A 26,781-nucleotide genomic window follows, 5' to 3' on the forward strand; every position below is an offset into this window, starting at 1 on the left:
GACGGCTATCGCGGCATCCTGCAAGTCGACGGATACGCCGCCTATAACCGGCTGGCCCGATCCGATCGGGGCAATGACGGCGTGACGCTGGCGGCGTGCTGGTCGCACGTGCGGCGCAAGTTCTACGAACTGCATGCCGCAGGCTCCTCCGTTATCGCCTCGCAGACGGTGGCGCAGATGGCCCCACTGTGGGCCGCCGAGGAGGCCGTACGCGGCCAGGACCCGGCACTACGGATAACTGCGCGTCAGGAGAAATCCGTCGCCATCGTTGCCGCTCTCTTTGCGCTGTGGGAAAAGGAGCTGCCCAAGCTGTCAGGAAAATCGAAGCCGGCCGAGGCGATCCACTATGCACTCGGCCGGCGTGCCGCGCTCGAGGGCCTCCTCACCGATGGCCGGATCGAAATCGACTCCAACACCGTCGAGCGCGCCAGCCTCTTCGCGGGCAGCGACGGCGGCGGACGGACATGGGCCACCGTCGCCACCCTGCTGACCACCGCCAAGATGAATCAGGTCGATCCGCACGCCTGGCTCACCCTGACCCTCGAGCGCGTTGCCAATGGCTGGCCAAAACGGCGATATCGACGCCCTCGTGCCATGGAATTACCAGCGCTGAACGGCCTCAGCTGCCCGCTTACTCTATTGCGGCCGGCAGTAAAGATGATACATTTCGATGCTCTAATGGTGTGTTCAATCAACCACACCGAAACCAAAAATTATCTCGCATCTGCGAAACGGGTTGGAATTGGCGCAGAAAGCTGTTACGCGCTGATGAGTACCTTGGTGGTTGGGTGGGCCTCAGGTAATGTGGGACAGAAGGATTGATGCGGATGAACCTAGTTTTGAAAAGTGCGTTGGCTGGAGTTCTTGTGTTGGCCGGCTTCACCCCGGTGTCGTCTTTCGCGCAGGATGGGTCGTGCACCTGTGCAACTGCCTATACGGGCGTAAATCCTATTGGATCGATCGGGAACGTCAATGGCAGCGTAATGGTGTCCCAGGTAGCTGGCTACGGCCCGGCGCAAGCGGGCGGTGATCTCGATTTCGGCAGCCGCGTCGTGGTTGGCGCCAGGGGATCGGCTTCGGTTAATGTCGGTGGCTGCAATCTGAGCGTCCCGGCGAATTCGACCCTCGATATCTCCCGTGTTGAGAACAAGATTTGCCTCAATGTTCTGGGTTCTGAGCACACCGCCCAAACCGGGAATTCCACCGGTGTTTCCAACAACACGCCGCTCTTTATATTTGGTGGCATGGCTCTTGGGGCCGGTGTTCTGGCTGCGACGGCGGACAAAGATCACGGAGTTAGCGACTGAGTTAACGATAACGGAGCTCGGCAGCAGAGGCACACGGCGCTTCTGCTGCGTTGGCGTTGTTGGTGATAGAACTGCCCTGACCCGCAGGTCGGCGGTTGCCAAACCGGTCGACCCCAAGGGGACGTGCGGATGTCTGAGGCTGGCGGATATGTCGGGATGAGGGCTGGAGCGCTTCCATCTCGGCGCTGTGACTGGATCGCGATCTTCGGCTTCGGCGCGAATTGCAGGCTCGACATTCCGGCGACGGTCAAAGTCAATCCTGGGGAAGGCGGCATTTGCATAGCGCTGGACGCGTTGGGCGTCAGGTTTGGCCGTGCGCCAACTCTATTGGGCGGCGCTGTTATCGGCGGCACGGCGCTGGTCATCGGCCTGCACGATGACAACTCTGTCAGCCAGTAGCTGGAACCCGGCATTCATAGCATTTGATGAGCTTGGCAAATGCGTCGTTCGCTGTCTCGCGGGTGACGCATTTGTGTTTTTTCGGATAACATCGCTACGGTGTTTCGTTGCAGTCACAAACGCCAATGATTGATCTGCATTCCCATATCTTGCCCGGCCTCGACGACGGCTCGCCCAGCCTTGCCGAATCGCTGGAAATGGCTCGACTGGCGGTAGCCGACGGCACGACCCACATGGCGTGCACGCCGCACGTGACGCCGGGCGTATACGAAAACGGAACATCGAATATCCTCCGGGCGGTTCAAGAGTTGCACCAGGCGCTGCGCCGCGCCGCCATACCACTTGCTCTTTACGTCGGCGCCGATGTTCACATAGCGCCGGATCTTCCGGACCGATTGGCGGCCGGCAGTGTGCCGACTTTAAACAGATCCCGCTATTTTCTGTTCGAACCGCCGCATCATGTTCTACCTCCACGAATGGAGGATCTTGCTCTGCGCCTCATAAACACCGGTTTTATTCCGATTCTTACTCATCCTGAGCGTTTGACCTGGATCAAAACGAATTACGACGTTATCGAGAGGCTGAATGCAGTGGGCTGCCTCATCCAGCTTACCGCAGACTCGATTGTTGGTGCTTTTGGGCGCACGGCGCTTTATTATTCGGAAAAGCTGATTGACGAGGGCAGGGTGGACATTATCGCATCGGATACTCATAGCGCTACGCGCCGGCGTCCTGGGCTTTCGCAGGCGGTTGCTGCTGCTGCCAAGCGATGTGGGGAAGACGAGGCCCGCAACATGGTGTTGAAACGACCAGGCGAAATATTGGCGAACCGGCCCATTGAGCCAGTCGGACAAGCGCGTCCGAAAAAGCCAGCCGCCGGCAACGCCGGCCGTTTTGGAGGATTGGGCCGCCTATTCAAGAGCGGGACAGCATAATGGCCATTTTTCGTTTCGCAAAAAGCCACATAAACACGAGACTCGTCTTGCTCGCTTCACTTGCAATGTCGGCATGCACGAGTACTTCGTCGACGACATCTTCCTCCTCGAGCTCGGTCGATGCGCTGCAATTGACGTCCTCATCGACGCAACTTTCGGGCGGTGGCGCTCTGAGCGTGGTGAAGGACCTGCCGCCGCCACAAAACACGCAGAATGGGGCCGAGCAGCCTTTATCTCCGAACGATGTGCTCGAAGTGAATGTATTCCAGGTCGACAATTTGAGCCGAACAGTTCAAGTCGACTCCGGCGGCCAGATATCGCTTCCGCTTATCGGAACCATTACCGCGGCAGGCAAAACCGTTCGTCAGTTGGAGCAAGAGATCGAGACGGCGTACGGCGCCAACTACCTGCAGTCACCCGATGTGACGGTTTTCGTCAAGGAGTCGATTGGGCAGCGCATAACCGTCGATGGCGAAGTCAACAGGGCCGGTATCTTTCCGGTAACGAGTAATTCCTCGCTTCTGGACGCGATCGCTCTGGCGGGAAATTTCAGCCCGGTTGGAGACGCAAGCAAGGTCTTCGTCTATCGCAATATCGGCCAGAATACCTTGGTCGCAAATTACAACGTGGAGGCAATTCGTGCCGGCAAGGCACGTAACCCGCGGATCTACGGTGGTGACAAGGTCGTCGTCTTTGCCTCAAAATCGAAGATTGCCGTGAACAATCTCAAGGACGCACTTGGCATAGCCTCCAATGCCGCCCGAATTGCCGTTGTCCCGGGATTATAGGTCGCAGCCGGTCAGAATGTAGTCGAATCTAGGAACACCTCGCACCATGCTCGATCGCAACAGGCAGCATCAAATTGCAGGTCCAGGAGCTGGCCAGGCTCTGTCCGCCGACCTCTATTATGACGGTGGGCAAAATTACAGCCCTTACGGTCGCGAATATTCGGAGCAGGAACTGGGCTTCAATCCGCTCAAGCTGTTCTTCTACGTAGTCCAGTATAGGTGGCTGTTCGTCATGATGGTGGCAGCCGGGCTTGTGGCAGGCCTCATTGTTACGATGATGCAGACGCCGAAATACCAGGCAACAACGCAATTGGAAGTGCTGGTGCCTTCCGCCAAAGTCTTCCAGGACATCGAGGTCGTTTCTGAAAATGCGGATGTGCGGGCCTTTCTCACCGCGCGTGAAAAGCTCAAAAGCCGCGCATTGGCACAGCGCGTTGTGTTCCAATTGGGTCTGAGCGAAAAACCGGACTTCCTCTTCCCTACGGCGAACTTTTCGCTCTCCAATATCTTCTATCGTGCCTTCGGAATCTCCAAGTCACCCTCCATTGAACAGAAGACGCCGGAAGAACGCGAGGAAATTGCGATAAAGCGCATTCTAGACGACCTCACGGTCAATCTGGTCACCAACACGAGCCTGCTATCGATCACCTTTGTTGATCAGAATCCGAAATATGCAAGCGACGTAGCCAATCAGGTTGCACAAAGCTTTATTGATCAACGCCTCGACCAAACCAGCGAGACCTCGGACCTGGCAAGGCAATTCATCCAGGAACAGGTTTTGCAGGTAAAGCAAAAGCTTCAGAAATCCGAAGAGGAGCTGGTCGCGTATGCGAAGGATGCCGGCATCACGATAACCGGCGATGACAAATCGCTGATAGGATCAAACATCGAGGCGCTGAATACCGCGCTTGCGACAGCGATCCAGGATCGTCTCGATGCCGGACGTATCGTGGACCAGATAGACAAAGGCCGCGGCTCGAGCCTCGCGCCGGTTCTGGAAAGCGAAGGCCTGCAGAATCTCAGTGAGAAGCTAGCGGATTTGACTAGCCAGTACCAGCAGAAGCTGGGCATTCTCAAGCCCGGTTTTCCCGAAATGCAGCAGCTTCAGTCACAGATCAAGGAGTTGCAACGACTCTACAACAACGGCGTGCTTGCCATTACGGATTCACTACGCCTAAAATATCAGGAGGCGCAGAACAAGGAGGCCGACCTCAAGAGCAAGCTTGCTGAAATGGAAAAGCAGCAGGTCGTGTTCAATGATAAGAATATCAAATATACGATCTTGAAGCGTGAGGTTGATTCCAACCGATCTCAATATGACAGTCTTATTGCCAAGCTGAACGAAGTGGGTGTTAGCTCAGAATTGAAGACACAGAGCGCAGCCATTGTTGATTTTGCAGCGCTTCCTGATCGCCCTTACTCCCCACGTCTCAGCATAAACCTTGCTATCGCGCTGTTTCTTTTCCTTGCCTTGGCTGCATTGATTATTTACATCTTGGAGTTGTTGAACAACACCTTCACCAATCCTGAGCAGATCGAGAAGGAACTCGGGCTACCGATGCTCGGCATCTTGCCGCTCGTTGATGACCGCGAACTCATAGCCAGCATCACTGATCAGAAATCCGGTCTCTCGGAGGCCTACCGCTCGCTTCGAACGTCGTTGCAATTCTCCGGTGCCGAAGGAGCACCGCGCTCACTGCTGGTTACAAGCTCTGAGCCCTCGGAGGGCAAGTCGACCACCTCGTTCAAGCTCGGGCAGGACTTTGCAGCACTTGGTGCAAGAGTTCTCATCGTCGACGGGGACCTTCGGAAACCGAATCTTCATCGCCTGTTTGGTCTCGACAATACGATCGGACTGAGCAATCTGCTGACAAATACCGTCCGGAAGGAGGATCTGGCGAGCATCTTCAGGGCAACAAAATATCCCAACGTCACCGTTTTGACTTCTGGAACGATTCCTCCAAATCCCGCGGATCTGCTCTCGTCTCCCAAGATGGCTCTGATCATAACCAATCTCGGCAAGCGCTTCGATCTTGTCATCATCGATGCGCCGCCGATCGTTGGCCTCTCGGATGCGCCCATCCTCAGCCGGCTTGCCGAGGGTACATTGATGGTCATCTCCACCAATCAGGTGACACGCAAGTCGGCGAAGGCGGCGTTGAAGCGCATGCGAGCCGCTGGTGCCAACGTTGTTGGAGCCGCGATGTCAAAATTCGCGGTCAACAAGTTCGACTACAACTACGCGTACAAGTACATGAATTATCAATATTACGACTATGGCGCAAACACAGCGAAGATCGAGGGCAAAGTGGATGATGGAGCAGACCAGCCCGCGTATGCAAAATCTCCGGCGTTCAAGCGTTTGGTTCGTCGCATCCGTTCTAGTGTTGGCGGCTTCCTCGATCGGGCTAAGTCGGTTACTTGAGACGGAAACTCCGGCCGTTTCTCTTGCGCTGGATCCGCTCAACGCCGAGGCTCTGATAAGCGTAATCACCGATGATCTGAACGATACGAATAACGCTCCCGACCTCGAGGCCTTGCTTGCCAAGGCTAGGGACGCGCTCCGTTTCAACCTCGCAGACGCACGCCTCTATAGCTTAGTCGGTGAGATCAAATACCGCCAAGGCGAGACAGACGAGGCCTACGAGCTGTTCGACCAGGCTCGTAAGTTATCCAAAACAGAAATCCATGCGCTCCAGAGGTCTATTGGCCACTCGACCGAGACAGGTGATTTGTCAAAGGCCGTTGGCGAGATTGACGTATTGCTGCGCCGATGGCCGGACCAATTTCCGGCGATCGCCGAGGGCCTGCCGGCGATTCTTTCGAATCCCGACGGATACAACACCATGCTGGCAGCAATCAGGACGGAGACGCCCTGGAGGCCTAGCCTCTTCGGGGCTCTTGCCAATGACCCCAAGGGCCTGAATTACGCAAACCGGCTGCTGCTCGATTTGAATGAATCAACCGCGCCGCCGAAACCGAGTGAACTATCCATCGTGATCAATGGTTACATTCGCCAGAGGGAATATGAACAAGCGTATCGGCTGTTTCTTTTCACCCTGTCTGAACAGGAGCGTAAGTCAGGCGGATATATTTTTAACAGCACGTTCGAACCGATATCCAGAGACAGGCCGTTTGATTGGCAGGTACGCGACCAGTCGGGCCTAGAGGTGACGTTTGCGACATCCCAAAATGCGGTAGAGGGCGAGGGCGGCGCGATGGTCCGGTTCCTGAACACGCCGGTGAAGAATTCGGCTCTTCAGCAGTATATTGAGCTGCCTCCCGGATCCTACAAAATTTCCCTGATTGCCTCTGCACGAAACCTCAAGCTTCCGAAGGAACTGTTCTGGTCTCTTAGATGTCCAGCCGGTGAAATCGCGCGCTTCAATATTCCCGAGGGAACATTCAATCGGCAGACCATGAGCGAGGAGTTTTCAATCGGTTCGGACACATGTCGAATGCAATTGTTGAGACTGGAGACCTCGGCCATTGCTGAGAGCTGGCGATTTCGCTATGTCGGTACGTTGGTAATGCACAAATTGAGCATCGAGAGAAATCCGTCTTGAGCGATCGGCCGCCGGAATGGGATAAATATCTCCTTGGGTCGGTTTTGTTCATGTGCCTGCTGATCGGCGGCGGTACCGCAAGCGGCCTTTACACGGATACTCTGATCCAGGTTGTAGTGATTATCTCGGCGGCAGCGGTCTTTTCTCAAAGCTCCGGCCAAAGGATCCCACGTTCCGTTCTATGGCTGATCATCTTCGTAGCGGCGTTGATTGTTCTTCAGATTGTGCCACTCCCGGCAGCCATATTCGACGGCTTTCGGCCGGAACTTTTACTCGGAGATGACCGGCTGATTGGAACTCCCCGGTTTCGCTTCGTCAGTGTAGGAGTCGGCCGGACGCTGGAGTGTCTGTTCTTTCTGTTGGCATCAGCCGCATTTTTTCTGAGCATATTGCGTTTGCGCTCCGAGCAGGTCAGCGCTCTCCTACCATTTTTCTTCATGGGTGTTATCTGCAATGGTCTGGCCGGCTCGATTCAATATTCGCTCTCCGACAATATCGCTATTGTGGGTCTATTGCCTTTCACAATTAACGCCGGGCTTTTTGCTAACGTGAATCACTTTTCGGCGTTGCTTTTTGTGTCTATTCCGTTTGTCGTCTACTATGGCCTGTTCCGCGGGCGTCTTTTGTCGGGTTCGGTCGGCTTGATCGCGCTTTTGCTGCTGCTTTTGGCCGCCGGTTCACGGGCCGGTGTTTTGATTGGGTTGGCAATAACCATATTGTCCGTCGTCTTTCTTTCGGCCCGTTCCAGGGCGAGTGGACTTACCATCCTGCTGATTTTCATAGGGCTTACGGTCTACACGATAGGCGCGTGGACGAAGATCGATTCGGACGTGATCGATCCTGCGTTCGGGCGGGGAGAATTCGCCCGAACGACGATCGAAGGGATCGAGGACAATTGGGCGATGGGTGTCGGATTTGGTAATTTCCAGAAAGCGTATCAGCTATACGAAAGAGAGGGCATGATTTTTCGGAACTATGTTAATCATGCCCACAACGAATATCTGGAAATAGCCTTCGAAGGTGGAGTTCCGGCAGTCCTGCTGATGATAGGTTATTTCGTACTGCTTTTCGCTGCACTGGCCAGGGTTCGCCGTGACCCCTTTCAGAAGGCGGCATTCCTCTCGGTGTCTTTTCTTCTCATTCATTCGTTGGTCGATTATCCGCTGCGAACCGGGGCGCTGGCGATGACCTTTGCCTATATGAACGCCATCATTTTTCACAAAGGATTTGCCGAACGCTTGGGCCGGAAGAGCGAGATGATCGAGATCGATCACAACGGTGACAAGCTACTTGTTCCCATCGGATCTTCGTCTTAGCCACCTCGTCGCCGCTGCTGGCTGTCGGCTGAATGAGGCGGACGATTGTCAGGCGATCACCCTGACCGCCGGCTTCTGCCTCTCACCCTCCCAAGCCTAATCCATGTCGCGCAAAAGTGTGCAGCAGTTTTGCGATTTTGCGATAACGACATGCACAAAAACAAGAACCTAAAGCGCGTCGCATGAGGCCGATCGAACGCGACCCTTTAGCCAATATTTCCGGCTCCTCCCAAGCGGCATCCGTTGCTGAGCAGGAATTTCCCGAATTAGCCTTCTGGGTGGAAAATTCATTCCCGAACCACTCGGCCGCTGGCTTGTCTTGCATTGTTCTGGGCAGGAACGATCTGCTAGAAGGCCCGCACGAGAATAGATTGTCCAGAAGTGCAGCTTGAACCCCGCGGCTGAAGATCGCGCCCGTTACAGCCCTTCTGTGAATGGCACGAAAGAACGCTCACAGTCCATGACCATCGCGCTTACGCACCTTCAGCGGCTTGAGGCTGAATCCATCCATATCTTTCGCGAGGTGGCCGCAGCCTTTGCCAAGCCGGTCATGCTCTATTCGGTTGGCAAGGATTCGTCCGTGCTCATGCACCTGGCGATGAAGGCGTTCTATCCGGCCAAGCCACCCTTTCCCTTTCTCCATGTCGACACGACCTGGAAATTCCGTGAAATGATCGCCTTTCGCGACCAGATGCAGCAAAAGCTCGGTTTCGACCTCCTGGTCCATGTCAATGAAGACGGCGTGCGTGACAACATCAATCCGTTCGACCACGGCTCCAATACCCACACCCATGTAATGAAGACGGTTGCCCTGCGGCAGGCGCTCGACAAATACGGGTTTGACGCTGCCTTCGGCGGCGCGCGGCGCGACGAGGAGAAGTCGCGCGCCAAGGAGCGCATCTTCTCGTTCCGCAACGCCCAGCATGTCTGGGATCCGAAGAACCAGCGGCCGGAGATGTGGAAGATTTTCAACACCCGCATCGCTGCCGGTGAATCGATCAGGGTGTTCCCGTTGTCGAACTGGACCGAGCTCGACATCTGGCAGTACATTCTCCAGGAAGACATTCCGATCGTGCCCCTGTATCTGGCCAAGGAGCGGCCGGTCGTCGAGCGCGATGGCATGCTTATCCTGCGGGATGATGAGCGCATGCAGCTGCGGCCCGGCGAAGCAGTGGAGAACCGGATGGTGCGGTTCCGCACACTCGGCTGTTATCCTTTGACCGGCGCGATCGACTCGGAGGCCGACACTCTGGAGGCGATAGTCGGCGAAATGCTCACGGCGCGCACTTCCGAGCGGCAAGGTCGCCTGATCGACCGTGATGAAGCCGGCTCGATGGAAAAGAAGAAGCGCGAGGGGTATTTCTGAGTATGCGCCATATCATGGCCAAGAGTCTCGCCCCGACCGACGGCGTCCGCGACTATCTGGCGGCGCAGGAACGAAAGTCGCTGCTGCGCTTCCTGACCTGCGGCTCGGTCGACGACGGTAAGTCGACGCTGATCGGGCGCTTGCTTTCCGACACCAAGCAGATTTTCGAGGACCAGCTGGCCACGCTCGAGCGCGATTCGCGCAAGCACGGCACCACCGGCGACGACGTCGACTTCGCGCTGCTGGTCGACGGCCTCGAGGCCGAGCGCGAGCAAGGCATCACCATCGACGTCGCCTATCGCTTCTTCGCAACGCCAAAGCGCAAGTTCATTGTCGCCGACACGCCCGGCCACGAACAATACACGCGTAACATGGCGACGGGTGCATCGACCGCCGATCTCGCCATCGTGCTGATCGATGCCCGCCAGGGGGTACTGCGTCAGACCAGGCGGCATTCGATCATTGCCTCGCTGCTTGGCATCCGCCACATCGTGCTCGCCGTCAACAAGATCGATCTTGTCGGCTTCGACGAGGCGGTTTTTGAACGGATCGTCGCCGATTACGCACAGTTCTCACGTGAACTCGGCTTCCAGACGATCGTGCCCATTCCGATGTCGGCCCGCTACGGCGACAACGTTACCGGCCGTTCCGATAGGACAGACTGGTTTTCCGGCCCGACGTTGATCGAACATCTCGAAACCGTCTCGGTCGACGAGGCCGCGGTCGAATTGCCGTTCCGGTTTCCTGTCCAATATGTGAACCGTCCCAATCTCGATTTCCGCGGCTTCGCCGGCACCATAGCGTCCGGATCGGTTGCGCCGGGCGACGAGGTGGTCGTCGCGAAATCCGGCAAATCCTCCCGTGTCAGGCGCATCGTCTCGCATGGCGGCGACCTTCAGCAGGCTATCGCCGGCCAGGCTATCACTCTTGTCCTCGACGACGAGGTGGAAGTCTCGCGCGGCAATATGTTGGTGTCGCCGGCGGCGCGGCCGCAGGTCGCCGACCAGTTCGCCGCCAACATCGTCTGGTTCGACGAACATGCGCTGCTGCCTGGCCGCTCCTACATCCTGCGCACCGAGACCGACCAGACCAGCGCCACCGTCACCGACCTGAAATACCGGGTCAACGTCAACGACTTTGCCCATGAGGCAGCCAAGTCGCTTGAAATGAACGAAGTCGGCATCTGCAATATTTCGACGCGGTCGCCGATCGCCTTCGATCCGTTTGCCGAGAACCGCACCACCGGCGCCTTCATCCTGATCGACCGCATCACCAACGCCACGGTCGGCGCCGGCATGATCCTGCATTCGCTGCGCCGCGCCGAAAACATCCACTGGCAGTCGCTCGATGTCGGCAAGCGCGCGCGTGCCGATATGAAGAACCAGCGGCCGGCCGTGTTCTGGTTCACCGGGCTTTCGGGCTCGGGCAAGTCGACCATCGCCAATCTGTTCGAAAAGAAGCTGTTCGCCACCGGGCGCCATACCTACATTCTGGATGGCGACAACGTTCGTCACGGCCTCAACCGCGATCTCGGTTTCACCGACGCCGATCGTGTCGAAAACATTCGCCGCGTCGCCGAAGTGGCACGCCTGATGGCCGATGCCGGGCTGATCGTCATCGTGTCGTTCATCTCGCCGTTCAGCGCCGAGCGGCGCATGGCGCGCGAATTGATGGCCGACGGCGAATTCGTCGAGGTGTTTGTCGATACCCCCTTCGAGGAATGCGCCAGGCGCGATCCGAAGGGTCTCTATGCGCGGGCGTTGAATGGCGAGATCAAGAATTTCACCGGCGTCGATTCACCCTATGAGGTGCCGGAAAAACCTGAAATCCATCTCAAGACCCTCGGCAGATCGGCCGAGGAGATGGTGGACGCCCTGGAACACTGGCTGAACGAGCGGGACATTGCCGAAGACCAATATGACAGCGGCGGCGGTATCTGACGACGAAGCGATGCTCGCCGTCTTCGAGCACCTTGCCTTGGCGGCAGGGCGCGAGGTGATGCGCGTCTTTCGTGCCGGCTGTGCGGTCGACAGCAAGTTGGACAGTTCACCGGTGACGGAGGCTGACCGCGAGAGCGAAAAGATCATCCTTGCCGGGCTGCGCGCCGCATTTCCAGAGATTCCATGCGTGGCTGAGGAGGAAGCCTCTGCCGGCATCATGGCGCCGGATCTCGGCGACGCCTTTTTCCTGATCGATCCGCTCGATGGCACCAAGGAGTTCGTCAGCCGGCGGACCGATTTCACTGTCAACATCGCGCTGGTTCGCCATGGCGTGCCTGAGATCGGCGTTGTCTTCGCGCCTTGCACCGGCCGCTTCTTTTCCGGCCGGCCGGGCAAAGCGGAAACGATCGAGATCAATGACGACTACGAGATCGTCGATCGCCAGCCGATTTCGGCAAGGGCCGGTATGGTGCCGCTGACCGTCGTTGCCAGCCGCTCCCACAACACGCCGGAAACCGATGCCTATATCCGCGCGCTTGGCGCCGCCGAGATCGTCTCGGTCGGCTCGTCGCTGAAATTCTGCCTTGTCGCCGGCGCCGAGGCGGACGTCTATCCGCGCTTCGGCCGCACCATGGAGTGGGATACGGCCGCGGGTGACGCGGTGCTACGCGCTGCCGGCGGCATGACGCGCACGCTGGATGGTGAGCCGCTCGCCTACGGCAAGCGCAACCAGAGTGATGACGAGGATTTCGCCAACCCGCATTTTATTGCAAGCGGCAAGGCTGCTCAATCCCCATAGACCTTGGTTGCGCAAACCAAAGGACCGCGTCAGACCTGACCGGCGTTCTTCGGATGCACGACCTATCGCCTCCGGTAAGCGCAGTTCCAGACCGGTGTGAAAGCGCAGGTGCGACGGTGTGACAGTAACTGCTGGCCGCGATCAGAGCTTCTCGGATCGATGATCGAATAGGGAAATTGGCTGTCGGAATGTGCAGCGTGACGCGATCCGCGATGCGCTTGCCCACAGTAGCGATGATCGCCACCAAGGATGGCGGCGGGAACTTCGCGCGCTCAATCCGAATTGTGTTTCTCGGGCCGTTCGGCGATAAAGAGAGTATCGGGGAGAAGCCCAAGACGCTCGCGATCGGCGGCAGGTATACGGTCTGAATGTATTCGAGCGACCGTAAAACCCACGTCCTCGATACGTTCCTTGATATCGGGTCCGTAGGCTCGCACGTGATCTGATCCGCCGAAGCGCTCGTCGCGCTCGCTCCGTGACATGGATGGCGGCGCTTCGAGCGTTTGACGATAGATAAGCGGTACTTGGATCCAGACCTGTCCTCGAGGCTTAAGGGATGACCAAATTTGCCGAAAAGCATGCCGATCGTCAGGTACGTGCTCCATGACATGACACAAGACGACAATATCGAGATCGCTGATGCCGTTCATGTTCATTAGGTCAACCTGCACGGTATCGGGGCCGTACCGTCCGGGCTCGATATCGCCTTTAATGAGGTTGCCCGCCTGAGATAGTCTCTTTGAAAGCCCCTTCTCGCTCGGCGCAATCTGGAGAATTCTAAGCCGCCCCGCCGGAAGCCCGAGAAGCTTACGGTCTAGAGCACAAATCAAAAACCGCTCACGATCCAGGGCATGACAAAGCGGGCAAATAAGCGTGTATCGCCCGAAACGGTAAAAAGCCGCCACACCGCGATCGCAGGCATTGCAGTGATGAGCCTTCCTCGTCGGGAGGAGTGTCAGGGTGAGGGCTCTCAGCCAATCTCCGTACGAATCAAGTTTGCGTGTGACCCGCCGCGTTGTGATACGATCAGCATAGCTGCGAAAAAGAGATAGAAGTCGGCTTCCTCGAGCGTTGTTCCACGATGGTTTCAGCATGTCGGCCTTCTAAGGTTTTTGACCCGAGGACCGATAATTAGCGCCCCCTGATATAACGTCGAGTCAGCGGAGCAGCAGGAGATTCGCCCCGTCATGGCATCGACCGTGATATCGAGCAGACCGGCCATCTCAGCCAGCGACTCGTCGAGCCCCGGTCAAGTCCAGACCCAAGCCGATCTCCAATCCCAATACAGGATCGACAACCTCACAGATCGCGGCCACTCCCGAAAGGTATCCGGAAACGCCGCTTACCGATCACATATGCTCGGGGTCTGTAAACAACAGGGTTACGGTCCCATCCAGCCTGCGGCAAGCGAGGCGCAGCCACCAACTCGGTCGGTTGGCGTGGCCGATTCCGTTGGTGACCCTTCCGGTCGACGCTCCCCGGACCTTCACACGGTGTGCCGTATACCGATAGACTTGAACGGCTCTACGAGCGAGTGATGGCGTTCCACATCAAAAATCCCGAGACCGACGCACTGGCCCGCCGGCTCGCCGCACTTAAGAGGACTGGTCTGACAGAGGCCGTCCATGCCGCGCTCAAGCACGAGCTTGAGCGCGAACAGGCTAGAGCGTCCCTCGTAGAGATCGGCGTCAGGTTCTGCCGTGATCTGCGAGCCCGGGGCAAGCCTGATCACGGCAGGCCCGCCGACAAGGCGTTTCGCGACAGCCTGTACGAGAATGACTGATGTTCACCGACGCCTCGGCCCTGACGGCGCTGATGACCAACGAGGATGATGCGCGAACTCCTGGCCGGGACCCGGCGCGCCTGAACGGTGTTGAACCGGACTTTACTTGGCTGGCCACGGTCCAGATTGGATCACGTTCAAGAACCTAAAGTGCGGCGGGCTTGCTTCGGATGGTTAAGGCCAGGAGCGCCTCCGAAAGTCGTTTCTTCGCCCGCTCCACCCCGTTCTCGTCGATTGCCTCAACATCGAGGAACAAGTCGAGACCAGTCGCATGCTCGCTGATGACCTGAGGGCGCTGGGCGAGTTCACCCAGGAGGCCCTCGACTTCGTAGGGGACAACCTCCCGGCTGATCCCCTTCATGGCTATCGGTGCCAATGGACGCGCCCGGACAAGGTCGCGCACGAGCGCGTAAGTCTCATAGCTGAGGCAGATGCCGCCGGGCTCGGCAATCGACTGCAGCCGGGCCGCCAAGTTCGCCTCGGCTCCAATGATCGTGTAGTCCATCCGATCATCGGAACCGAAGTTCCCAACATTGCAATAGCCCGTGTTGATGCCCATGCGAGCTCGGAAGGGCCGTTCAACTCCGCGGTCATGCCACACCCTGTTCAACTGCTCCAGCCGTCGCTGCATTTCGACAGCCATGCGCAAGCAGGCTCTCGCGTCTTCCTCAACGCCTTGCGTCTCGGGGTCGCCGAAGAACACAAGAAGCGCGTCGCCGATGAACTTATCGACGGTGCCGCCGTGTTTGAGCGCGATCGTCGACATCTCGGTGAAGTACTCGTTGAGGAGAAGCGTTAGGTCCTCGGGCTGGAGCCGTTCCACGATCGCGGTGAAATCCTTGACGTCGGAGAAAAAGATCGTGAGCTTCTTGCGCTCGGTCGCGATGGTGACGTCCTTCTGGCCGCTGAAGATGCTTTTATAAATTTGAGGCGAAAGGTATTTGGCGATCTTCAATGAAATCGCGGCCAGGAAGTCGTTTGCCTCCGAAAGCTCCTTGTTGATGCCCTGAATCAACGCGGACTGCCGACGCTGCAGGAGAATGAACGTCAGGCCCGCCGCCGCCGCGAAACCGAAATACAGGAGCAGATACTTGAAGGTCAGCACGTTCGCAGCGATAGGCTGATTGACTGATATCTCCTGGATCCCTCGGACATCCCCTACCTTCCAGTCCGTCTTGGGGCTGTCCGGGTGTGAGTTATGGCAGGTCACGCAGACTTGTCCCATTATGACAGGGGCCGCGGCGCGGACCTGCCGGTCAAACAGTGAACCCGAGACCTCGATGATCGGCTCCTTCGGGTTGGCGCGCAAAGCCAGGATTGCATTGCGCTCGAACGCATCGAGCTGGTGGGGCGCACGACCTTTGAAAGGCAGATCCGAGACGAACCGATATTTGACCGAGCCGTCATGAGCGCTGATGCGCTTGCCCAGTTCGATCGAGAGGGTTGCTGGAATAGGGATCGCGCCTGGCACGTCCCGATAGTTGTGCGTCGCAGTCACGGCGCCGTTAGCTTGCAGCACGCGTCCCACGACGTCGCTGCCGTAAAATCCGCGCATTTCGTCGATGATGCGGCTGATTTCGCTGGCTTGCCTGCGCAGCATCCGTTCCGACAGGTCTCGGAGGTCGAGCCAGGCTGCGACGGGCAGACCGACAAGGCCGATGACCACTGCCGCCACCAGGAGCGGTCCCATGGTGCGCTGCTGACGCGCGATCTGTTCACCCAGTCCAGCCATTGTGCAAGCGCCCGGCCGTCTTAGTATGTGAACTATAGCTCATTCCCGGCACGGTACCAGAGTCAGTCTTGGCTCGATGAAACACGTCAGCCCTGCAATGTCGGAACGACCTTGAGCGATTGTTGCGAAGCCCCGACCGCTCACAGCGGATTTCGCATTCTGGCGCTGGACGGGCAATGAATCAGTGAAGGGGATGTCGCAAAGTCGGTTGTCGCGCGGAATGCGCTCCGCAATAACCGCTCAGGGGTCAAAAATTCACCTCTAGTAAGGTTGAGACTTCTGCGGTCGGAGAGCGCGTCGGAAAAAAGCGTCCCGCAAAACGTGTCCGCGTTTCGGCCACACTATGGAATGGGACACCGCGGCGGGCGACGCGGTGCTGCGCGCTGCCGGCAGCATGACGGGCACCTGGATAGTGCGCCGCTCGCCTGCGGTAAGCGCAACCAGAGCGACGACGAGGATTTCGCCAATTCGCATTTCATTGCCAGCGGCAACGCTGCCACGGCCGCTTAGGCAACATAATGAACTCCAATCCGTCCCGGCTCGTCGCCCCGAATGACGACGTCGCGGATGCGACGCCTGAGTGAGGCACTCGTTTTCAGGCGAACGCTCGTGGCGGGGAGTAACCATCCGGTGGGGATCGTGGCAGCGGCGCTTTCGCGTGTTAAACTGCTTGTATGGAGATCGACACCGACAAGATCGACGATGCCGTTCTGGGCCTGCTTTGGCTGACGCTGCATGAAGGGGGGCGCGCCTGGAAGGGGTTGGATTGGAATGCTCTGGATCGCTTGCACGAGAAGGGGCTGATCGCGAATCCGGCAAACAAGGCGAAGTCGGTCGTTCTGACAGATGAAGGATTGCGGCGTGCTGAGGAGCTATTCCGAACCCTGTTCACTCGCCCGGCGCCCTGAGGCAGAGCGCTGGACGGGCGCCTGCGAGCTGATAGCGCACATGGCTGAATTTCGATAAGGGCGGCGCGCTGACCGCAGGCGGGACGCGCAGTGCTCTCGCCGGGCGGACAAATTCGTCTTCGTCACCTAGGCCAACGGGGGGCATCCAGTCTGATAAGGCAGTGGCAGAGAACACCGTAGCCGCGAGATGCTTCTCCCGGCGGAATGGGCGCTCCGGGCCGAGTTGCAGCCAACAGCGGGTCGGCGCCGCTGCTGACACATGGGATGTTAGTGGGGCAGATTGCCACTGACGATGCGAAATCTCTATGGCTGCGGATTTCCAAAGGCAGGTTTCTCAAGAACCAGCACATGACTACCAAGAGGCGACCTGTGAGTGCTCTTGACCTGGAAACCCTCGTCTGAGAGCGTTTCGATGAATTCGCCATCCGTTCCAGGCGGAACGCGGGCAACGATGTTTGAGGTGCGCCTCACAATATTGGAAAGCACCCTTCGCGCCTTGCCTGGGCCGATGTTGCGCTGCATGTGCTGATAGACGGCCAGCAGCAGGACGATATCGTATTTCGGTAGGAGGATATTGCCGAGGCGCCGGCTGCCGAGGTTTAGGCGATCGAACCGGGCATGTACCGGGGAGCCACTCAATAACATTTTTGCGGTCTCGATGTGCGGCTTGGCAATGTCGATGCCATGAATCGAACTGGGTTTCAGCTTGGATATCTCATAGGCGACAACACCCATATTGCAGCCAACATCGAGAATGGATTTTCCGGCGTAGTCGACCTTTGCGGAGAATAGCCCGTCAAGTCTGTCGTCCCACGTTCCGGCAAAACCCCTTTTGAATCTTGACCACCACAAATCATCAGCTCCTTTGAGAAGAGCCCCCTTGAGCGCCTCCTACCACGAGAGAATTAACGGTCGATACCCGTTCAACTGGAATTGATGACATTGACGAACCAAAGCAGGGACGTGTGCGGCCGCCTCACAACCCCATCACCTTGAGTGCCGCGGGAACCGCATAGCGGCTGCCGTCATAGCGCAGCCGGTAGGTACGCGTCACAGGCTTGCCAGGATGGGACTGGCATTCGCCATTCTGATCGGGGGACGGATTATCGGTATTCGTCCGCTCAACCGCGGTGATATCGTGATAGCCCTGATGGCTCGCCGGGCTCATCGCCAGGCTGACCTGGCTTGAATGAAAGTATCCGGCGCAACTACCATCGCTATCGCCGCTATGGCCGGCCATCACGAGGCCGTCGAGCAACACGCGTAGCGTATCGCCGGTGAGAGCGTAGAGCCGCAGGTCGGTTTCAGTGAACGGAGCGGTCAGCGAATGGTGCGCCATTTCGATGCGCAGGCCGAATGCGCTGACATTGGGGGCCAGTGCATAACGGCCGGTGTCGAATTCCACCTTCTCGATGACAATCGCGTCGTCGGTCATCAGACCGGGCTGGAGCAGGCGCTGGCGCACACGCAGCGTATTCCTGTCGACGACCAGAAGCTCGATATCGCCGACATGCAGGTGGTCGCCGTTCGCGCTGTCAATCAGCGGCACTGCGACCAACAGCAGGTCGTTATGGGCGGGCCAGATCTTGCAAATCAGACCAAATGGCGCTTCGCTCTCCGGGAGCGTTGAGGTGATGCTGGTATGAGGTTCAAGCGTGAACGAGGTGCCGTCGGCGCTCTTTCGGGCCTTGGGATAGGCCTGCTGCACCAGCGCGGCGGCATCGCCGCAATCGCCCGCCGCGGCCTTGGCGGGCGACAGGCTGGCGAGGGCGGCGCCGACCAACAGGAGAGGCAACACTATTCGCATGGAGTTTCTCGCCTCGCAGGGCCGGGTTCGGCCAGGGCCCTTCTACGCGAGATTGGTGGCGGCGCACAGGGTGTAGAGAAGTGACGGCTAGCTCCACCCGCTGCGTCAGGACCATAGGTATCCTGGAAAGTCGCAAAGCCCGAGCTCGCTTAGGGACGGTGATCATAAGAACGCCGCCCGAGCGGGCAATTCTTGCCAATGCTGTTCGAGCTGCCTGAAACAGATACGGACAAGGTGATCTCGATTGCCTTGTCGCGCTCCGATTAGAAAAGAAGCGCTCCGACAAGAAACATCTACAAAACCGGACCTCGCCGATCCGTTAAGCGCACCTTTTAGGGTGTACATTCCAAAATTAACTCGGCATGACCTCCGTTTCTGACCCCCTGAGCCGGGCGGGTTCGCTGTCGGCGCGGTATTGAAGCAGAACCAATGCCGCGCCTGCTTCGGCTTTCCGAAACCGCAGCGTGTCTTTCCTTGAGACTTGGCAGCACGGCGCGTTCAATCGGAACCGTGCTGCCTTCAAATGTACAGCCAGTTTGTCCAATCAGCCGACGGGCTTGTAAACGCCGGCAGCCTTTTTGGCGGCTGCGAGCGGCGCCTTCATGTCGAGTTCTTCGAGGACAACTAGCTCGTTTATCCAGCCGCTTGCTCGGACCGCCAGTGCTAGGTCCATCCCATCGGCCTGGTCCGAAACCTCAGCATTGATGACAATATCGTAGGCGCCGCGAATAAACATCATACCGGATACCTTGCTACCAACGCTTTCCAAAACCGCCTTGATTGCAGCTTCTCGGTCTGAACTTTGCATCAATCCCTTGTAGGCATGGGGCGGACAGTTTCCCAGGATTTTCACTTTCATGGGTATTCCTCCCGATCTTGTACGAGTTTCGTTATTGGTCGTTTGACCAACACGGAGCAATGGCGGACAGTTGGGTCAGCCGTAACCCTGTATCGCAACGCTTTTGCTCGTCTCTAAAGCTGGCAGCGGGAAAGGTTCGACCTGCCCTGCGGTCTTGTCCAGATACTGCATCAAGGCCGTCACCAGGTGGTAGAAAATGCTCGCGGGGACCTCCGTTGCCAGTGACCTTCCGCGCTCGTCAATCCTGTCGATCCACAAGCCAAGCGGTGCGGGATCGATATGCCATTTGAAGAGGCGGGCGACACGAGCTTCGATCTCGGGTTTCAGATCGGGCCCGCCGATGCCGTCCAGGGCGACGGCCGCCTTGACGGCTTCGCATTGCGGCCAGCTGCGGGAGAGCCGGTCGAAGGGAATTCCCTGCCGCGACACAGCTGCATAAGCCAGGCCCGTGGCCCGGTTCAATCCGCTGGCGATCGCCGACGAATAGAGCTTCCTGGCGTAGGCTGCCAAGTCTTTCTGCCCACTTGCCCGCGCGAACTCAACGAGGAGCGAAGCCCATTCGAAATGGTGCCCTGGTTCGGTCCACTGTCCCTCCTCTCCCGGCAACGGTAGCCAATCGACATCGAAATGTTCCCCAAGCGTCCAGCTCTCCTGATCGAAGAAATGGCACCGGAAGAGATCGACGACACGTGCCCCCCGACGGAGATATGCACGCTCGCCGGTGACGCGATGCCAGGCAAGGAAGGATTCCAGCATGTGCATGTGCGGGTTCGAGAACCGCACCCCCTTCCAGCCGGGGGTCTCGAGGAAGCCATTCAGGCTGACGTCCTCGAGATGGGTGTCGATGAAATTGAACGTCTCTTGTGCCAGTTGCAGGGCTTCCTGATGGCCGCATCGGTGAGCGTAGGCAAGCGCCAGGAGCACGCAGGAATGGTCGTAGGCGTCCTCCGTCGGGTCAGCCACGCTGCCACTGGAATTAAGGATGCGCACCCAGCCACCGCGTTCGGTGCGGCCGTGTTTGGCGATAAACTCGATGCCGTGGTCGATGAGCTTGTCGGCCGGTCCAACCCAGCCGCGTTCTTTGGCCACCGCGAACGCGTAAATCTGGCGAGCCATCGTCCGCATGCGCTTGGGTTTGCCCAACGGCCTTGCATCGAAACCGAGCGCCTCGTGGAAGCCGCCATACGCATCGTCGACACCTGCAGTGGACCACAGCGGCAGGGTTTCTTTGAAGAGCCAGTGCTCGACCCGCTTGCGCCATGACCCGCTGATGATGACCCGGTCATCCGACCCCGTGAACTTCGTTTCAAGGCGTCCGCTCTTCTCGAGTTGTTCGACGACTTTCTTCACATTCTGGCTGTGGCTGACAGGAGCGACGAATACCGCGTCCGGTGTCGTCACCACCGCCACATGCTTCATTCCAATGACTGTCAGCAGTCTGCCTTGGCTTCTGAGATAGGAGTTGCCGCAATTCATGGCGACAACGTCGCCCATTACGACATTGCCGTCGCGGTCCGTCGGGCTGGCTTCCAGCAGCGATTGCCACGATCCAAGGTCGTTCCAGCGGAAGGAAGCCGTAACCATCGCAATACCGCGTGCATGCTCCATGACTGCGTAGTCGATCGACGTCGACGGGACAGCCGAATAGAAGCCCTGGGGCAGGTAGATGCCCAAGACGTCGGTCCGTGCAGCCTTATGGGCCCGTTCCGCGGTGTCCCAGATGTCTGGCCGGAACTCGAGAAATGCCTTCCGCATCGTGTCGGCACGAAACAGGAAGATGCCGGCGTTCCAGTAGAATCTTCCCGAAGCCACATATTTGCGGGCCGTCTCGGCATTGGGCTTTTCGACAAAGTGTGAAACGGTGGCCACTCCGTCACCCGTTGCCGCAACCTCGATGTAACCGTACCCGGTTTCGGGATGCGTCGGCTTGATGCCGAACACGACAATGCTGCCTGAATCGGCGGCAGGCATGCCCACCTCGACGGTTTCCCAGAATTGCGTTTCGGTCGATATCTGATGGTCGGAGGGGACCACGAGCACAAGCGCGTCCCCGCCATATTCTGAGATCGTGTGCAAGGTGGCTATGGCCACCGCAGCGGCGGTATTGCGGCCGACGGGTTCGAAAATCGGGCTGCCGCCGTTCAGGCCGAGCGGACCGATGTCCGAGATAACGCGGTCGGCATGCCGTTCGGAGGCTATCAGATAGATCGGCGTCTCGCCGTCCGACCGCGCCTTGAGGCGTCGGACAGTCTTGGCCAGCATCGAGCCGTCGCCCGAAAGGTCGTGGAATTGCTTGGGATTGTCTTCGCGCGAGAGCGGCCACAGCCGTGACCCGACGCCCCCGCTCATGACAAAACTTACGATCCGCTCCGGCATGCCCAGTCCTCTCAAAATGTCTAGGCTCCGACCTCTGGATTGCGGCGCAGCACGGCATCGACAGCCTCGAACATCTCGCGACGTCGTTCCGGCGAGACAGGGCTTTCCACGACGACAACAATTTCCGCCTTGTTCGACGAGGCCCTGACCAGACCCCACGTGCCGTCTTGGTCAACGACACGCACCCCATTTATGGTGACGAGATTGGCCAGCGGCTGGCCAGCGAACTCGATCCAGTCCGCCTGAAAGCCACAGCGGTGCCGTTGCCGCAGGTAGCCACCACCTTCAGTTTTCGGCCGACGTTCTTTCCGGCAGTCAGGTCCAAGCCAGTGATGAGAGCACTGGTTTCGAAGGCGAATGTGTTCGGCCTGGCTTGGCCGACTACGTTCAGGGTCACGGTTTCCGCTCCACAACTGTAGGGCACAATCCTAGCACGCTGCCGTGCCCAACGCCCCTTCATGATGGAGTAGCCCTAACGCCCTGGTTCGCACCGCTAGTCAGCCTCGCTTTAGAATGGTGAGATTTTGGTTCCTACGAGTTACCTGCGATGGGCGGCGTGCGGAGTGAGGGTGGATGGAAATCGCTGCCCCATGCGCCTTGCAAAGGCCGATCGACGCTCTTGACGGAGCCTGCGCCGCCGGTCAGGAAGGCCATCTCGGAGACTTTCCGTCTCGGACAAACCGGCTTCCCTGCAATCCCCGCATCGGCGTCGGCTATGCTCTCCAGACTCGGACCCGCGATAGCAAATGCTGTGACAAAGCTTCGGCCGCCCCGCCGAGGCGAGTCATGGCGTAGGCGAACGCAGTAATGGCAAAGCCGGCCATAATCGCCCCGGCCCGCCGGGCGGCACCGACCTTGCCGCGCATGGCCGCCCTCAGCTCGGTTGCCACGGCGCGCGGCAGCACCTCCCGGACGTAGAGCCATTCGGGTCCAAGGCCGCCTTTGGACCCTGCGAGGCCCGTCAACACTGCCTTGGCGGTGCCCTCGACGAGACAGCGGTGGACGAAGTATTTCCAGGTGGTGCGCTGGATCGGCACAGCATGGAGCACATGCGCCGCTGGCCGATACGCCCAATGGCCCCCAGGGTATAGGCCGCTGGCCCGGATGCAGAATTCCGTTTCCTCGCAGCTCTCAGCCTTGCCGCCGATCCTTGCTCGGCCGCTGACGGAGAATCCGAGCTTGCGGCGCCCGAGGTCCGGCGCGAAGCCACCGGCGCGCCGCAGCACGTCGGCGCGCACCGACATGTTGGCCCCGATCGGGTTGCGGATGCGCCCCTCCCGTACGGCCATACCGGCGTAGGTGCAGCCCACGACCCAACGGAACTCGCCGGGAAACCAAGAGGGCGGCGGCACTTGCCACAGCGGCTCAACCGGGCCTCCGGTGCCCAACACAGCTGGATCCCGATAAGCGTCCAACAGCTCCTCCAGCCAGTGCCGGTCGGCGACGGCGTCATCATCGAGGAAGGCAATCACCGGGGCAGTGGTGTATTCAGCTCCTGTCATGCGTCCGCCGGACAAGCCCGGTTGCCTGCCATTGGCAAGGACGGTGACGCCCGCAATCTCGCGCGCGGCGCGCCCTAGCAAGGCCTCGTTGTAGTCGACGACCACGACAATTTCACGTGGGGCATGCGTTTGGGTGCGGACGGACCCGACCGCACGCTTCAACTCGTCCCAGCGGTCGAGAGTGTGCGCGCAGATCACAACGGAGGCTTCGGTCATGGGGCTTCTTGGACGGTTTCTGAGGCCCGGTGGGTCTCGCGGGTCTGCGTCGCCCGGGCCGTCGCGGCTTGAAGGATGTTCCAGATCGCGCTTCCGTCATGGTGGACATCGAACTGGGCGTGTTCGTCGACGGGATAACGTCCGCTGTCCTGCCGGGAGACCAGCAGCCACACCATCCAGCCGGCGCAGCTGGGATCGCGGGTAAGCGTATCGAGCCACATGGCGTAAGCCTTGGCGGAGTCCCGATTGGAGCGGGCATAGCCGAATTCCTCCAGAAGGACCGGCTTCTTGGCGCGGGCCGCCAGCCGGCAGAACTCGGTGATCATGTCGTTGAATTGCTGGACCGTGAGGTTGTAGTAGAGCGGGTAGCCATGCCAGGTCCCGAAATCGAGAGTTGGGATCGTCAAATCGGTTAGCTTCGGGTCGAGAATATTGGCATTCCCTGAGCTGACAAGGTGATTGGAATCGAGGGACTTGACGTAAGCCGACATTTCGCCAGTCCAGGCCGACCGCAAAGCCTCCGGCTGCGCATTGCCTTCGTTCATCAGCTCCCAGGCCATGATGGTCGGGTCGTCCCGGTAGGCAAGCCCGGTAAGCGGGTTGACGCGTTGCACGACGTGGCGGACCCAGGCCCTGTAGTCCCGCTTCGTGCGTGGGTCATCGAAGAAAAACGTCGACTCGTCTTGGCTCCCGTACCAAGCCCGCATCTGCTGGGCGCCACCCGTGTAGGCCCAGAAATCCAGGAAGGCGATGATGAGCCTGAGGTGTCGCTTGCCGGCCTCGGCGATGAGGAAATCAACCTTCTGCATGCCGTCGGCGCCGTCATTGACCGCCATCCTGTTTTGGCTCGGGTCCCAGTAGAGCAGGTACGTGCCCTTGACTGCGAGATTGCTGGCTTCGCCTTGAAGCCGCCAATCCCAGATCGTAGACTTGCTTCCGTCGAGCGACCCGATCACCGGCTGGAGGAAGGTGCGGACCGCATTGGCCCCCATGGCCACCGCGTCATCGAGGACGCGGATGACCTCGTCCTGCGACCCGAAAGTTACATAGTGGTTGTTCACGCCGGTCACAAAGAATGGCCTGCCGTCGACCGTAAACTCCGTGCCGGAAGTCTTGATGAAAGACGCTGACGACAAGTTGTCCGCGGCGCACACGGCTGCCGGAACAGATAGCAACGCGAACACCAGCACGCGCAATCCGGCATTGCGCAGCCCGTATTTCGCCCGTTGCCAGCCGACTGTCATCCTTGCATGTGGCTCTTGCCCGGCGCCGACTGCAATGGCCCCTAAGGATTACCTCCTCTGGGCTCGCACAGCCTGGCGTCAATCGGCCATAGTGGTGCTTGGCCGATTACGGTCGCATGGCACGGCATGTCACCGGGAAAACCGTGGTAGAATAATGTTAACGACATGGGTCCTTCGCGCCTCGACCCGTTGCTCCGGCGCGTGAAGTGGCAAGGCGCCACAGAAATGGTAGCCGTCCCAAACTAACACTGGTCCGAAGAAAGACAGGTCAGGAGCGGTTAATGACTTATGGAAAGCTATTGCTGAGCTGTGTATCGGGTGGGGAATCGCTGCGGCTCTGGCTTTTGGACCAGAGGTGGTTCTCAGGATATCTGCTGCCGGCATTACCACGTCAAGTTCGCTGGTTCCTGAGAAAGTTATACCTTGCGCCGCTTGATCTGGTCGAGCAATTGGCACACGGTCGGAAAAGTTCATCACCAAAACGGGCGTCCAATTTTTCAGGTGCCGTAACCGGGGTGGTCCATACTTACGAGGGCAGCGGCGATGCTCTTCTGGGCCGGTTGGTTGAGAGCGCTGGATTGACACCGAACTCGCGGGTTCTGGATATCGGTTGTGGGTTCGGGCGCCTGGGTGCCGCCATGGGCACTTATCTTAATGCCAACGGGTATTATGAAGGTCTCGACATCGTCAAGGACTGCATCAACTGGTGCGGCGAGAACGTCAAGAGCCCTAACGGCAATGTCAAGTTCAGGCACGCTGACATATATAATCGCGAGTACAATCCTTCGGGTATGGTGAAGGCCAAGGATTACCGTTTTCCCTTCGCGGATCGTTCGTTTGATGTCGTTGTTCTGATCAGCGTGTTTACGCACATGAACTACGAGGATACTGCTAATTACATGCGTGAAATTTCGCGTATGCTTCGGCCCGGCGGGATGTGCTACGCGAGTTACTACTTCCTCACGCCGGTTTCTCTGGCAGCGATGAAGCTACCGAAATCCACGTTCAACTTTAGATATTCGTTCGGCTCGTATTTCACAGCGAGCAGGCAGACGCCAGAGTTCGCCATTGCCTTCAATGAGACGCTCATTCGCGAATTATATAAAGCATGTGGTTTAGCACCCGAGTTTCGCCCCGGCGAATGGTACCAGGGCAAAATTGGGTCCCAAGATTATATGATTGGGCGCAAAGTTTAGTTTGGCCATCTGGAGCGCCCGAGCCAGTCGGGAGATGATCAGAAGCGCGCGTCCTTGTTTTGTCTTGGCACGAAAAAGAAGTCACCGACGTTCTCGACGATGCGGTCGCTATGCGTTCCACCGTAAAGAGCGGGTAGCCATCCCAGGTCCCGAAATCGAGAGTTGGGATCGTCAAATCGGCTAGCTTCGGGTCGAGAATATTGGCATTCCCTGAGCTGACAAGGTGATTGGAATCGAGGGACTTGACGTAAGCCGACATTTCGCCAGTCCAAGCCGACCGCAAAGCCTCCGGCTGCGCATTGCCTTCGTTCATCAGCTCCCAGGCCATGATGGTCGGGTCGTCCCGGTAGGCAAGCCCGGTAAGCGGGTTGACGCGTTGCACGACGTGGCGGACCCAGGCCCTGTAGTCCCGCTTCGTGCGTGGGTCATCGAAGAAAAACGTCGACTCGTCTTGGCTCCCGTACCAAGCCCGCATCTGCTGGGCGCCACCCGACAAGTTGTCCGCGGCGCTCACGGCTGCCGGAACAGATAGCAACGCGAACACTGGCACATGCAATCCGGCATTGCGCAGCGTGTATTTCGTCCGCTGCCAGCCGATTGTCATGCCCGCATGTGGCTCTCGCCTGGGGGCCGAGTGCAATGGTTCCGAGGGATTACCCCCTCTGCCCTCGCACGGCCCGGCGCCGTTCGGGCATAGTGGTGCTAGGCCGATAGCGGTCGCTCGAGTATGGAACCCATGCTG

23 protein-coding genes and 3 pseudogenes are annotated in these 26,781 nt (G+C 58.6%); 16 read left to right on the top strand and 10 right to left on the bottom strand.

Features of this window, described 5'->3' with window-relative positions:
- From NKH99_RS28945 to cysQ, 11 genes and pseudogenes are all read left to right on the top strand, one after another.
- Positions 1-613, top strand: a pseudogene (locus tag NKH99_RS28945) (IS66 family transposase); the annotation flags it as partial.
- A gap of 214 nt (positions 614-827) precedes the next feature.
- Complete coding sequence (locus NKH99_RS28950; protein WP_353017142.1) at positions 828-1,307, top strand: hypothetical protein; 480 nt, start codon at positions 828-830, stop codon at positions 1,305-1,307.
- A gap of 129 nt (positions 1,308-1,436) precedes the next feature.
- Entirely contained in the window at positions 1,437-1,706 is a 270-nt protein-coding gene (locus NKH99_RS28955) for a hypothetical protein (protein ID WP_353017144.1), read from the top strand.
- Positions 1,707-1,831: 125 nt separating this feature from the next.
- Entirely contained in the window at positions 1,832-2,641 is an 810-nt protein-coding gene (locus NKH99_RS28960) for a tyrosine-protein phosphatase (protein ID WP_353017146.1), read from the top strand.
- The gene (locus NKH99_RS28965) at positions 2,641-3,429 is read left to right on the top strand and encodes a polysaccharide biosynthesis/export family protein (RefSeq protein ID WP_353017148.1); all 789 of its coding nucleotides are present in this window, start codon (positions 2,641-2,643) and stop codon (positions 3,427-3,429) included. The genes NKH99_RS28960 and NKH99_RS28965 overlap by 1 nt, the downstream gene beginning before the upstream one ends.
- Positions 3,430-3,475: 46 nt before the next feature.
- Positions 3,476-5,854, top strand: a complete 2,379-nt coding sequence (locus NKH99_RS28970) for a GumC family protein (RefSeq protein ID WP_352737413.1) — start codon at positions 3,476-3,478, stop codon at positions 5,852-5,854.
- A complete protein-coding gene (locus NKH99_RS28975; protein WP_353017151.1) occupies positions 5,742-6,995 on the top strand; it encodes a tetratricopeptide repeat protein in 1,254 nt (417 codons plus the stop codon). The genes NKH99_RS28970 and NKH99_RS28975 overlap by 113 nt, the downstream gene beginning before the upstream one ends.
- Positions 6,992-8,311 carry an O-antigen ligase family protein gene (locus tag NKH99_RS28980; protein ID WP_353017153.1) on the top strand — a complete coding sequence of 440 codons (1,320 nt, stop codon included), beginning with the start codon at positions 6,992-6,994 and terminating at the stop codon, positions 8,309-8,311. Before NKH99_RS28975 ends, NKH99_RS28980 begins: the two co-directional genes overlap by 4 nt.
- Positions 8,312-8,771: 460 nt before the next feature.
- Complete coding sequence (gene cysD / locus NKH99_RS28985; RefSeq protein WP_353017157.1) at positions 8,772-9,677, top strand: sulfate adenylyltransferase subunit CysD; 906 nt, start codon at positions 8,772-8,774, stop codon at positions 9,675-9,677.
- Between the two features lie 2 nt (positions 9,678-9,679).
- Entirely contained in the window at positions 9,680-11,617 is a 1,938-nt protein-coding gene (gene cysN, locus NKH99_RS28990; RefSeq protein ID WP_353017159.1) for a sulfate adenylyltransferase subunit CysN, read from the top strand.
- A 10-nt stretch (positions 11,618-11,627) separates the two neighbouring features.
- The gene (gene cysQ, locus NKH99_RS28995) at positions 11,628-12,416 is read left to right on the top strand and encodes a 3'(2'),5'-bisphosphate nucleotidase CysQ (protein ID WP_353017228.1); all 789 of its coding nucleotides are present in this window, start codon (positions 11,628-11,630) and stop codon (positions 12,414-12,416) included.
- A 272-nt stretch (positions 12,417-12,688) separates the two neighbouring features.
- Here cysQ and NKH99_RS29000 read toward each other — a convergent pair whose 3' ends face one another.
- A complete protein-coding gene (locus tag NKH99_RS29000) occupies positions 12,689-13,321 on the bottom strand; it encodes a class I SAM-dependent methyltransferase (RefSeq protein ID WP_353017161.1) in 633 nt (210 codons plus the stop codon).
- 632 nt (positions 13,322-13,953) lie between these two features.
- On the opposite strand from NKH99_RS29000, the gene NKH99_RS29005 reads away from it, so the two are divergent.
- Both NKH99_RS29005 and NKH99_RS29010 read left to right on the top strand, forming a co-directional pair.
- The gene (locus NKH99_RS29005; protein WP_352616528.1) at positions 13,954-14,199 is read left to right on the top strand and encodes a type II toxin-antitoxin system VapB family antitoxin; all 246 of its coding nucleotides are present in this window, start codon (positions 13,954-13,956) and stop codon (positions 14,197-14,199) included.
- A complete protein-coding gene (locus NKH99_RS29010) occupies positions 14,199-14,348 on the top strand; it encodes a hypothetical protein (protein WP_352821751.1) in 150 nt (49 codons plus the stop codon). The genes NKH99_RS29005 and NKH99_RS29010 overlap by 1 nt, the downstream gene beginning before the upstream one ends.
- On the opposite strand, the gene NKH99_RS29015 is transcribed toward NKH99_RS29010, so the two are convergent.
- The gene (locus NKH99_RS29015; protein WP_353017162.1) at positions 14,345-15,931 is read right to left on the bottom strand and encodes an adenylate/guanylate cyclase domain-containing protein; all 1,587 of its coding nucleotides are present in this window, start codon (positions 15,929-15,931) and stop codon (positions 14,345-14,347) included. The two genes, NKH99_RS29010 and NKH99_RS29015, sit on opposite strands and share 4 nt — an antisense overlap.
- Before the next feature lie 325 nt (positions 15,932-16,256).
- Here NKH99_RS29015 and NKH99_RS29020 point away from each other — a divergent pair.
- A pseudogene (locus NKH99_RS29020) lies at positions 16,257-16,441 on the top strand (3'(2'),5'-bisphosphate nucleotidase CysQ); the annotation flags it as partial.
- Between the two features lie 164 nt (positions 16,442-16,605).
- The gene (locus NKH99_RS29025) at positions 16,606-16,839 is read left to right on the top strand and encodes a DUF6429 family protein (protein WP_352502833.1); all 234 of its coding nucleotides are present in this window, start codon (positions 16,606-16,608) and stop codon (positions 16,837-16,839) included.
- A 303-nt stretch (positions 16,840-17,142) separates the two neighbouring features.
- Here NKH99_RS29025 and NKH99_RS29030 read toward each other — a convergent pair whose 3' ends face one another.
- The 7 genes and pseudogenes from NKH99_RS29030 to NKH99_RS29060 all read right to left on the bottom strand — a co-directional run bounded on the left by NKH99_RS29030 (position 17,143) and on the right by NKH99_RS29060 (position 24,789).
- Positions 17,143-17,691 (bottom strand): class I SAM-dependent methyltransferase, encoded by a 549-nt coding sequence (locus tag NKH99_RS29030; RefSeq protein ID WP_353017165.1) that lies wholly within the window; start codon positions 17,689-17,691, stop codon positions 17,143-17,145.
- 124 nt (positions 17,692-17,815) lie between these two features.
- The gene (locus NKH99_RS29035; protein ID WP_353017168.1) at positions 17,816-18,622 is read right to left on the bottom strand and encodes a PA3715 family protein; all 807 of its coding nucleotides are present in this window, start codon (positions 18,620-18,622) and stop codon (positions 17,816-17,818) included.
- 568 nt (positions 18,623-19,190) lie between these two features.
- Positions 19,191-19,505: a GYD domain-containing protein gene (locus NKH99_RS29040; RefSeq protein ID WP_353017171.1), complete on the bottom strand. Its 315-nt coding sequence runs from the start codon at positions 19,503-19,505 to the stop codon at positions 19,191-19,193.
- 75 nt (positions 19,506-19,580) lie between these two features.
- The gene (locus NKH99_RS29045) at positions 19,581-21,881 is read right to left on the bottom strand and encodes an AGE family epimerase/isomerase (protein WP_353017174.1); all 2,301 of its coding nucleotides are present in this window, start codon (positions 21,879-21,881) and stop codon (positions 19,581-19,583) included.
- 20 nt (positions 21,882-21,901) lie between these two features.
- A pseudogene (locus NKH99_RS29050) lies at positions 21,902-22,111 on the bottom strand (phosphomannomutase/phosphoglucomutase); the annotation flags it as partial.
- A 483-nt stretch (positions 22,112-22,594) separates the two neighbouring features.
- Entirely contained in the window at positions 22,595-23,599 is a 1,005-nt protein-coding gene (locus NKH99_RS29055) for a glycosyltransferase family 2 protein (RefSeq protein ID WP_353017176.1), read from the bottom strand.
- Positions 23,596-24,789, bottom strand: a complete 1,194-nt coding sequence (locus NKH99_RS29060) for a glycoside hydrolase 5 family protein (protein WP_353017179.1) — start codon at positions 24,787-24,789, stop codon at positions 23,596-23,598. The genes NKH99_RS29055 and NKH99_RS29060 overlap by 4 nt, the downstream gene beginning before the upstream one ends.
- 335 nt (positions 24,790-25,124) lie before the next feature.
- Between NKH99_RS29060 and NKH99_RS29065 the strand changes: the two genes are divergently transcribed.
- Positions 25,125-26,039: a class I SAM-dependent methyltransferase gene (locus NKH99_RS29065; RefSeq protein WP_352933712.1), complete on the top strand. Its 915-nt coding sequence runs from the start codon at positions 25,125-25,127 to the stop codon at positions 26,037-26,039.
- Here the strand turns inward: NKH99_RS29065 and NKH99_RS32835 are convergent.
- Positions 25,930-26,643, bottom strand: coding sequence for a hypothetical protein (locus NKH99_RS32835; RefSeq protein ID WP_502900120.1), 714 nt, complete (start codon positions 26,641-26,643; stop codon positions 25,930-25,932). The genes NKH99_RS29065 and NKH99_RS32835 overlap by 110 nt on opposite strands.
- Between the last annotated feature and the right edge of the window lie 138 nt (positions 26,644-26,781).

Origin of the sequence: Mesorhizobium sp. M0854 (assembly GCF_040319815.1) — a bacterium.
Lineage (GTDB): Bacteria > Pseudomonadota > Alphaproteobacteria > Rhizobiales > Rhizobiaceae > Mesorhizobium.